Source organism: Candidatus Magnetobacterium casense (assembly GCF_019173545.1).
GTDB classification, from domain to species: Bacteria; Nitrospirota; Thermodesulfovibrionia; order Thermodesulfovibrionales; family Magnetobacteriaceae; genus Magnetobacterium; species Magnetobacterium cryptolimnobacter.
In genome coordinates this window covers 1-9264 of the sequence record NZ_JABXWD010000128.1, presented here as the reverse complement: position 1 = coordinate 9264, position 9264 = coordinate 1, and the positions used below count along the sequence as shown (strand labels likewise).

The 9264-nt window shown below is 48.4% G+C and carries 9 protein-coding genes; 8 read left to right on the top strand and 1 reads right to left on the bottom strand.

What is annotated here, in order from left to right; all coding sequences use genetic code 11:
• Window positions 1–180: 180 nt before the first annotated feature.
• The 4 genes from HWQ67_RS08465 to HWQ67_RS08450 are packed head-to-tail and all read left to right on the top strand — an operon-like array spanning window position 181 to window position 2834.
• Window positions 181–678 carry a nitrous oxide reductase accessory protein NosL gene (locus HWQ67_RS08465; protein ID WP_218252251.1) on the top strand — a complete coding sequence of 166 codons (498 nt, stop codon included), beginning with the start codon at window positions 181–183 and terminating at the stop codon, window positions 676–678.
• A gap of 12 nt (window positions 679–690) precedes the next feature.
• Complete coding sequence (locus HWQ67_RS08460) at window positions 691–990, top strand: hypothetical protein (protein WP_218252250.1); 300 nt, start codon at window positions 691–693, stop codon at window positions 988–990.
• A complete protein-coding gene (locus HWQ67_RS08455; RefSeq protein WP_218252249.1) occupies window positions 987–2141 on the top strand; it encodes an ABC transporter permease in 1155 nt (384 codons plus the stop codon). The genes HWQ67_RS08460 and HWQ67_RS08455 overlap by 4 nt, the downstream gene beginning before the upstream one ends.
• A gap of 6 nt (window positions 2142–2147) precedes the next feature.
• On the top strand, window positions 2148–2834 hold the full coding sequence (locus HWQ67_RS08450) for an ABC transporter ATP-binding protein (RefSeq protein ID WP_218252248.1): 687 nt from the start codon (window positions 2148–2150) through the stop codon (window positions 2832–2834).
• 473 nt (window positions 2835–3307) lie between these two features.
• Here HWQ67_RS08450 and HWQ67_RS08445 read toward each other — a convergent pair whose 3' ends face one another.
• Complete coding sequence (locus tag HWQ67_RS08445) at window positions 3308–4135, bottom strand: hypothetical protein (RefSeq protein WP_218252247.1); 828 nt, start codon at window positions 4133–4135, stop codon at window positions 3308–3310.
• Between the two features lie 54 nt (window positions 4136–4189).
• On the opposite strand from HWQ67_RS08445, the gene galU reads away from it, so the two are divergent.
• The 4 genes from galU to HWQ67_RS08425 form a co-directional block, all read left to right on the top strand.
• Complete coding sequence (gene galU, locus HWQ67_RS08440; RefSeq protein ID WP_320414555.1) at window positions 4190–5149, top strand: UTP--glucose-1-phosphate uridylyltransferase GalU; 960 nt, start codon at window positions 4190–4192, stop codon at window positions 5147–5149.
• Between the two features lie 23 nt (window positions 5150–5172).
• Window positions 5173–6246 carry a TRAP transporter substrate-binding protein gene (locus HWQ67_RS08435; RefSeq protein ID WP_218252246.1) on the top strand — a complete coding sequence of 358 codons (1074 nt, stop codon included), beginning with the start codon at window positions 5173–5175 and terminating at the stop codon, window positions 6244–6246.
• A 290-nt stretch (window positions 6247–6536) separates the two neighbouring features.
• Window positions 6537–8696: a DctP family TRAP transporter solute-binding subunit gene (locus tag HWQ67_RS08430; protein ID WP_218252245.1), complete on the top strand. Its 2160-nt coding sequence runs from the start codon at window positions 6537–6539 to the stop codon at window positions 8694–8696.
• A partial coding sequence (locus tag HWQ67_RS08425; protein ID WP_218252244.1) for a hypothetical protein occupies window positions 8693–9264 on the top strand: 572 nt, incomplete at its 3' end. The genes HWQ67_RS08430 and HWQ67_RS08425, both read left to right, overlap by 4 nt.

The window sequence follows — 9264 nt, the reverse complement described above, 5'->3', positions numbered from 1 at the left end:
TATACTTTAAGGCAAGAAAGAAAGGGGCGGCTCCGCCCCCCTTCAGAACCCCCCGCAAGGGGACCAGTCCCCTTGACCCCATTTTACCATGCTTTTTTAAGAGGATACGGCAATTCGCTCCCTGTTTTTTTTTATCAGGTACATGTTATACTAAAGTCAAAAAAACAGGAGGTCTCTCTAATGAGAAAACAATCAACAGCGGCATTGCTCATCTTAGTGATGTTTCTTTTGCCGGTGGCAACGGGTTATGCAGCAGAGGCGCTAAAGCCCAACACAAAGGATAAGTGCCAAGTGTGTGGGATGGTTGTGCATCCTTTCCCTCAGTGGGTTGCGCAGATAATCTTCAAGGACGGTTCTTATGCTATGTTCGATGGTCCAAAGGACATGCTCAAGTACTACCACAACATGGCCAAGTATAATAAGGACAAGACCCAGGCCGATATATCGGACATCTACGTGACCGAGTACTATAACGCTAAACCGGTAAAGGCACAGGACATAACCTTTGTCACAGGCAGCGACGTCATGGGCCCAATGGGTAAGGAGTATGTCCCCGTCAATGACGACAAGGTCAAGACCTTCATGGTGGACCATAAGGGTGCAGTGTCCGTGAAGTTCGCCGACATCAAACCCGAAGACCTGGCCGGGGAAATGCCCCGCAAACATAAGGGCAACTAAGACTATAAGCCAATGATTAAGGCTAAAGTGTTTTTGTGGTTTCTGACGCTGGAAACCGTGCTACTGCTCATGCTGTACCTGCATTCGCAATTCATGGTTAATCTGAGGCAGCGTGAGGTCTATGGGAAACGACAACTGGTCAAAGAGCTAACACTGACCGATTTTGCCCTGTTTACGGAGGCGCGTTATACAAGACACCTCTCACAGGCCGACATATTTACGCCTTTTCAGGACTTCCCGTCGGCCTTTGATCACTTCCCCGCAGGTTCCATTGTTGACCCCCCTGACATCCTGAGACATCCGAGGTTATGAGAAAACACTACCGACTCCTTGAATACGCCCTGTCAAGCCTGCTCAGACGCAAGTACAAGAACTTTGCACTGTCTCTGATCTATGCCCTGCTGGTGAGTGTGCTGTCATCGGTGATGTTTCTGACACATTCGCTCAAGAACGAAGCCCTGAATGTCTTTACAGATGCCCCCGAGTTGATCGTGCAGCGTCTCTCCGGTGGCAGACATGACCTGATCCCGCTGAAGTATGTCGGTCTGATAGAGGCCATTCCCGGCGTAGCGGCAGTACAACCACGCTACTGGGGATACTACTATGACTCCCTCACCGGCGGAAACTACACAATCATGGCACGAACCACCATCAACACCAATCTCAACCTCCTGACCGGAACAATGCCACAGGAAGGTCAGTGCGCCGTGGGCAAGGGCGTTGCACAGGCCAGACAGCTCGACATCAACGACGCCATATTCTTTACGCTTGGCTCGGAACAAAAACTGATGCTCGATGTCGTTGGCATCTTCACGGCCAACTCCAGCGTCCTGACCAATGACCTCGTTGTCCTGGACAAGAACGACTTCATGAGATTCTTTGCCATGGACAACGATAAGGCAACAGACCTCATGGTCAGCGTCAGCAACGAACATGAGATCGATACCATTGCAAACAAGATCAGACGCACGCTGCCTGACACCAGACCCATCACTCGTTCGGAGATACTGCGCACCTACGAAAACGTCTTCAACTGGCGCGGTGGGATGGCATTGTTGATATTTTGCGCAACCCTGCTGGCGTTTTTCATCTTCGCCTGGGACAAGGCAACCGGCCTCAGCGCCGAAGAACGACAGGAAATAGGCATACTCAAGGCCATCGGCTGGGAAACCTCGGACGTCCTGACCCTCAAGTTCTGGGAGGCGATGGTCGTATCCTTCACGTCTTTTCTCGGCGGTGTGAGCTTGGGCTACGTGCACGTGTTTTACTTCGGCGGAACTATCTTTGAACCCTTCCTCAAGGGATGGTCGGTGATGCTGCCACCCTTTGACCCCATACCATACATTGATATATACCAGGTGGTCGTTATTTTTTTCCTGACCGTCGTACCATATCTGGCCAGTACGATAATCCCCTCGTGGAAGGCCGCCATAGCCGACCCCGATACGATCATGAGGACGTAGAAGGCAATGGTAACGGTTGAAGGTATATCCAAGGTCTACAACGCCGGGATGCCCGATGAGATGTTGGCGCTCAGTGATGTCAGCCTTGAGACGGGCAGTGCGGAGATGGTCGTTCTCAAGGGGCCAAGCGGTTCAGGCAAGACCACGCTGTTGGGCATCATCGGGTGCATGATCCGGCCAACGCAGGGTAAGGTGCTCATCAACGGCAGGGACGTGGTAAAACTCCCCGAGCGGTTTCTGACGCAGATCAGACGCAAGACCTTTGGGTTTATCTTCCAGCACTTTAACCTGATTCCGGGCATAAGTGTCAGGGAAAACGTCTGTCTGCCGCTGTATCCCACAACTGTTCCCCTGACCGTGATGAAGGAGCGTCTGCACAGGATACTCACCGACCTCGACATCCGGCACAAGATAAACACCGAGGTGACACGACTCTCCGGCGGAGAGAGGCAGCGCGTGGCCATTGCCCGTGCGTTGATCAACGACCCCGAAATGCTGCTCGCCGATGAGCCAACCGCACATCTGGATTCAAAGCTCTCCGAGGACCTCATTGACATCCTCAGGCGCCTGTGCCAACAGGGCAAGACCATCATCATTGCCTCGCACGACGCCATAGTCTATGACAACCCATTTGTAAGTCGCATCATCGAAATGCGTCACGGCAAGGTCACCGGCCCCGGCAACAACTCTTGAGTCGGGGACGTTGCCCCCTCGGTAGCACTCCATTCAAACGTGGTCACGTTGCTCACGCACAGCAACAATGCCATATTACACAGGTATAGCGCGTTTCGATTGTGTGCAATACAAGAAAGAAAGGGGCGGCTCCGCTTCTTTGTCGCTCCAGGAGGGGTCAGCGACCCCCGGCTCAATGCGCTCCTGGCCCCCTTCAGAACCCCCCGCAAGGGGAGGGGTGAGCCACCCCGGGCACGAAGAAGTCCCCTTGACCCCGTAAAATGCCATTATCTTGTATTTAATCCAATAGAAATCATCCACACACACCTCATGCATGTCACAGCAAAATAGAAATGTCAGGTTATCGTGGAAACTACGTATAAATGCTTTACGGACTGTCTGCTACTCATAGATTGCCCTCTCTTTAAACATAACAGTAATGCCGTTCAGGGTCACCAGGGGCATGAGACTAACTGACTGTTTAAGGCTTTAGCTCAGGCAGAGGTGTCTTTTTTATTTAGCGCATCGAAGTTAAGGATGTCCAGGTATTCCCATTGTCTGTATGCAACAACGTATAGTCCTTTTCTCGTCGCAATGGTTATGATATTGTCATCAACAAGTGTGCTTGCCAGCATCGGGATTATTGGTTTATCAGCACATTCGCTGAAAAATGTCGATAGTGTCTCTGCCTTGTCCAGTATTTTCTTTACATCACGGCCATCAGGCTTGGATTTGACCTCTATCATGAAGGCCTTGTCCTCACAGATGACCAGGATGTCAACCTCGCAGTTATTGGCACCTTTCCTTTTCATGGCTCTTACACGAAAGTCAATAGGCTCACATTTGAAATATTGCCTTACCAAAGGCTTCGCTCCAGGCGCTATTATGTTCTCAACGAGGACACCGAGTAGTTGAGAATTCTCTGCATTTGACTTATTAATCATTGCCACTAATTCCTTGCGCTCTTTCTCCCTTTCTTCCTTATCCTTCCGAGCTTGCTCTTGCTGCGCTTCTTTATTCTGTTTAAGCCATTCCTCGAACTTCCGGTCACGCTCTTCAAACCGAGCATCAGTAACAATCTTCATTGCCATCATTTCTTGACGAAAGACATCCATCTCCTCTTTTTCCTGCCGAATGTATTCCTCAAAACGCCGGTCACGCTCAACATCCCGCCGATCGCGCTCTGCGGCTTCGGTCTTCAAGTCCCTGCACAGTCCGATCACCTCCGCCATGAGGTTTTCTAATCGGTCAACCCGTGATTCCAGTATCATCTGCATCGTATTGTATACCTCACTATATGCCTGATACATATACAATAGCATGTTCCATGGCCGCCTGACAACTGTGCTGTGAGATGTTTTTGTGACTTGGTTGTTGTGTCTGTAAAGACATGGAGGTTTTACGGTAAGAAAATTCTTGAACGGACAAAAAAACTGTTTACAATTTATGAAGTTGTCTGCTATACTTTTGCAGTGATAAAGAAGGCCATATTACCGGCGGCTGGATTGGGAACAAGGTTTCTACCTGTCACCAAGGCATCGCCCAAGGAGATGCTCCCCATTGTCGATAAACCTCTGATCCAGTACTCGGTGGAGGAGTGTGAGAGGTATGGCATCGACGAGTTTATCATCATCACAGGTAAGAACAAAAGGGCGATAGAAGACCACTTTGATTACTCCTTTGAGCTTGATGAGTTGCTTCGTCAAAAGGGCCTGCATACCCTCCTGGATGAGATCAACCAGCACAGCAACCTGAGCTTTGCCTTCATCAGACAGAGCAAACCCCTCGGCCTTGGACACGCGATCCTGTGCTCAAAACCCTATGTCAGTGACGAAGCATTTGCCGTACTGTTGGGCGACGACATCATAGACCCCGATGATACACTGTTATGCGACATGATAAAACTCTATGCCAAATATCGTTCCCCCGTGATCGCCCTCCAGCAGGTACCCAACAGCGATGTCTCCAAGTACGGCATCATTGCCGGTGAGGACATTGGCGACAACGTAATCCGGATTAACCGACTCGTGGAAAAACCCAGGATCGAAGAAGCCCCTTCCAACTACGCAGTCATCGGCAGGTACATACTGACCAACGATATCTTTGGCGTGCTGGAGACCATCCAACCAGGCTCCGGCGGCGAGTACCAGTTGACCGACGCCCTTAGTCTGCTACTGGAAAAGCGACCAATCTACGGATACCTCTTTAAAGGCAGGCGTTACGATGCCGGAGATAAGTTTGGCTTCCTGCAGGCCACAATCAGCCTTTCGTTGAAACGCCCCGAGTTCTCCGCTATGTTAAAAGACTACCTCACAGAGTTGACCAAGACTTTTTAATCCGTATCGCTAAGGAGCCGTGTATGCAGGATAAAGTTGTCAAGACTACCAACAGACGGTACGTGTTTGTTGCCGCCATCGTTTTATGTATTACGGTGGGGGCGCTGTTTTACCTCTATCCCTCCGTTAAGTCCGGTGCTAAGACTGTCAAGGCCAAGGATGCGAAGGTCTATGAGTTGAACCTTGCCCATAACATGCCACCAGGAAGCGCCATTGGCATCGCCGCACAGAAATTTGCCGATACCGTCAGGGACAAGACCAACGGGGGCGTCAATATCAACATCTCCCCGCCCCAACAGCTACACGACGACTACGCAATGATCTCAATGGTATTAGATGGCCAACTGGATATCCTGATCTCTCCGACAACCAAAGTGAGCGTGATACTTCCGGCCATGCAGTACGCTGACATCCCGTTTTTGTTTGCACGGCTTGAGGATGCCTATGCAATGCTGGATGGCAGACCAGGCACGCTGCTGATGGAGGACCTCAGCAAGAAGGGACTTATTGGTGCGGCGTTTTGGGGCAACGGTTTTAAGCAATTCATAACAACCAGACCCGTGCACTCCCCAAAGGACTTCGTCGGTATGAAGGTGCGTGTGAAAAATAACAACATCACAACGGATATGTTTACTGCCTTTGGTGCAAAACCTGTCCCGATAGACGTGGATAAGGTATATGAGGCATTAAAGAACAGGGTTATCGATGCTCAGGAGAGCTCTGTTGCCGACGTGTACGCCCTTAAACTCTATGAGGTTGCATCAAACCTGACAATAAGTAATCACGCATATCGGGGTTACGTGTTTTGCTTTAGCAAAAAAGTGCTGGAAATCCTACCCGACGATATTGTGCAAATTCTCATAACAACGGCGAAGGAGTTGACACCGTTTGAAAGAGACTTGGTCGCCAGACAGGAGGAGGAATACATTACGTTGATGAAAGACAAAGGCGTTAATATTATATACCTGAACGAACAACAGAGCAATGAATTTAAAAAGGCCACCAGCCATATCGTCAATGATTACAGGACTATCGCAGGGGAAGATGTCATCGCTATGACACAGGAGTATCTCAGACAAAAGTACAACAGCAGGTAATAGACCACGGTTAATTGGTGTCCTCTTAAAAATCCAGGGTAAAATTAAAATACACTACCGATCAAGCCTGCGCAGGAAGGGGTCAAGGGGGCTGGCCCCCTTGCGGGGGAGGTCTGAGGAGGGGGCGGAGCCGCCCTCCTTTTTTCTTTTACCGTGAAATATAAAGAAGATGCGTTAATTGTGGAATTAGTTTTCTTTATGCTACCATAATAAATATTTAGTTCTGAAAAATAAAAACAATACTTGAGGCGGATGCAGTGCATGTGCATGAGGAGCATCAGGAGGCGTGTATGAAGGATAACGTTGTCAAGGCTATCAACAGACGGTATGTGATAGTTGGCGTCATCGTTTTATGTGTTGCAGTTGGCGTGTTGTTTTATCTTTATGCTTCTAAGTCTGTCGTTGGTGATAGGGCTGCGAAGGTCTATGAATTGAGTCTTGGCCATAACATGCCCCCAGGCACTGCCATGTACATAGCTGCGCAGAGATTTGCCGATACCGTCAGGGACAAGACCAACGGACGAGTTAAAATCAACATATCCCCAGCCCAACAGCTTGGGGACGACTACAGGATGATCGAAATGGCAGTAAACGGTCAGCTGGATATACTGATTTCCCCGGCGGCCAAGTTAAGTGTGATCATGCCGGCTATGCAGTACACGGACATCCCGTTTCTGTTTCCGAGGATCGAGGATGCCTACGCAATGCTGGATGGTCAACCCGGCGCCCTGTTGCTGGAGAGGTTAAAGCAGGAGGGGCTTGTTGGGGCAGCGTTTTGGGGTAACGGGTTTAAGCAATTCACCGCAAACAGACCCGTGTACTCCCCGCAGGACTTAGACGGTATGAATGTCCGCATAATCAAGAACGAAGTGGTGTCGGATCAGTTCATTGCCCTTGGGGCAAAGCCTGTCCCGATAGACTTGTACAAGGCATATGATGCCCTCAAAAACAGGGAAATAGATGCCCAGGAGAACTCTATCGCCGCAATCTACGGGTTTAAGTTCTATGAGGTTCAGTCTAACCTGATAATAAGCAATCACGCATATATGGCCTACGTGTTTTGCTTTAGCCAAAAAACCCTCAGCTCCCTGCCTGACGACATCGTGCAGACCCTCATGATAACAGCCAGGGAGTTGAGAGCGTTTGAAAGGGAATTGATCGCCAAACAGGAACAGGACTACATAAAGGCCATAAAAGAAGCAGGCGTTAATGTCATATATCTCAACGACCGGCAACTGCGGCAATTTCAGAATGCAACCAAACATATAATCGATAAATACAGGACTATCGCAGGACAAGATATCATCGACCTTACACTGGCGTATCTAAAACAAAAGTACAACTACGAAAACGATAATGATATCATAATCGGCCTCAATGCTGACATGAGCATGGCTGCTGCCACTACAGGCATGGCCATAAGGCGTGGGATGGAGCTTGCCGTGGAGGAGATCAATGCACGAGGCGGGGTACTCGGCAGGAAGCTGGCCATCGTGGTGATGGACCATAAGGTGTCCTCTGACCTCAGTGAGAAAAACGTAAGGTCTCTTAGCAAGATGAAAAACCTGGTAGCTATAATGGGCGGAATCCACGGTATGCTGATTATGAGCGACATTGAGCTTATACATAAGGAAAAGCTCATATACCTTGTTCCATGGGCTGCCTCAGACAAGATCACCAATAATTCATATAACCCCAATTACGTATTCAGGGTCTCCATCAATGACGAAAAGGCGGGGCATTTTCTTATACAACAGGCATTGAAAAAGTCTGAAAAAATAGCCTTTCTACTGGTCAATAACGAGTGGGGTAAAGAAAATGGAAGAATCATGTCAAACTCTCTCCGTGAAAGTAATTTGACACCATCTGCGGTAGAGTTCTTTAACATGGGAGAGGAGGATGTGCGACAACAAGCTTATAATATCGAGGATTCTGACGCCGAGGTATTGATAGTGATAGGAACTGCCTTTGACAGGACGGCAATTATGAAAGCCCTGGCACTGCTGAAAAGGAAAATACCGCTGCTGTCACATATGGCTTTTATCACCGGGGGATATATACCGGAACAGTTAAAAGGCGTGAATTTAAGTTTCATACAGACATTTTCTTCTTTCTTAAATCCTGATGATGAACTGACTAGGAGAGTGCTCAGACAGTATCTTGATACCTACCACGTCAGCACGGCGCAGGAAATACCCGTACCGGCAGCAACGGCACAGGCCTATGACCTTGTAAATCTCTTGGTAATGGCGATCAATGACGCCGGAACCTTTGACCGCCCAGCCATACGTAACTCTCTGGAAAATATTAAAACCTACCACGGACTGGTAAAGACATACTCACCGCCATTTACAAAGACAAGACATGACGCCCTCGATATCAATGACTACTTTATGGCTAAATATGACCGACATGGCATCATAGTGCCAATTGACAAGAGGTCAAGGTGATTGCACAACTTCCCGTGAAGAGTCTGAAAAAGCGCCTCTTGCAACAACATATAATTGTTATGGCAGGTTTGCTGTTTTTTATTACCATTGTGGTTGCCATTTTACTGCAGAGAACCCTCACATCCAACTTAAACAAGTACCTGCTGTTGCATAGTGAAAATTGTATGGAGAATCTTGAACAACGCCTGTTATATGCCTTTGAGAACGTTCAGAATTTCAGCCGCAGTCCCGTTTTCCTGGGATTCATTGTCTATAACAAGATCAGATCGGAATCTATGCCAAAATTACTTGACAGTTTTGTAACAACAGATATCCAGTCTGTAACCATGGTGCGTCTTGACAGAAGCATCATTTATTCAACGTCGAAGAATCCGCCTGATTATTCAAACGTAATACATCTGAAAATGGCCATGGCTGTTGGGGAACCAAGATTTTATCTCTCCGGCAATAATAATCTGGTATATATAGTGCCCATTTATTTATACAAAAACGTGCAGGCAGTCATGATCATCGAGTATAGCCTGGCTGGTATCTTTAATAAAATCCGCATTAAAGACGATTTCGCTTA

What these genes read in the sequence shown, in the direction of transcription:
- HWQ67_RS08465 (WP_218252251.1), top strand. Translation starts at nt 181, where the DNA reads ATGAGAAAACAATCAACAGCGGCATTGCTCATCTTAGTGATGTTTCTT.
- HWQ67_RS08460 (WP_218252250.1), top strand. Translation starts at nt 691, where the DNA reads ATGATTAAGGCTAAAGTGTTTTTGTGGTTTCTGACGCTGGAAACCGTG.
- HWQ67_RS08455 (WP_218252249.1), top strand. Translation starts at nt 987, where the DNA reads ATGAGAAAACACTACCGACTCCTTGAATACGCCCTGTCAAGCCTGCTC.
- HWQ67_RS08450 (WP_218252248.1), top strand. Translation starts at nt 2,148, where the DNA reads ATGGTAACGGTTGAAGGTATATCCAAGGTCTACAACGCCGGGATGCCC.
- HWQ67_RS08445 (WP_218252247.1), bottom strand. Translation starts at nt 4,135, where the DNA reads ATGCTATTGTATATGTATCAGGCATATAGTGAGGTATACAATACGATG.
- HWQ67_RS08435 (WP_218252246.1), top strand. Translation starts at nt 5,173, where the DNA reads ATGCAGGATAAAGTTGTCAAGACTACCAACAGACGGTACGTGTTTGTT.
- HWQ67_RS08430 (WP_218252245.1), top strand. Translation starts at nt 6,537, where the DNA reads ATGAAGGATAACGTTGTCAAGGCTATCAACAGACGGTATGTGATAGTT.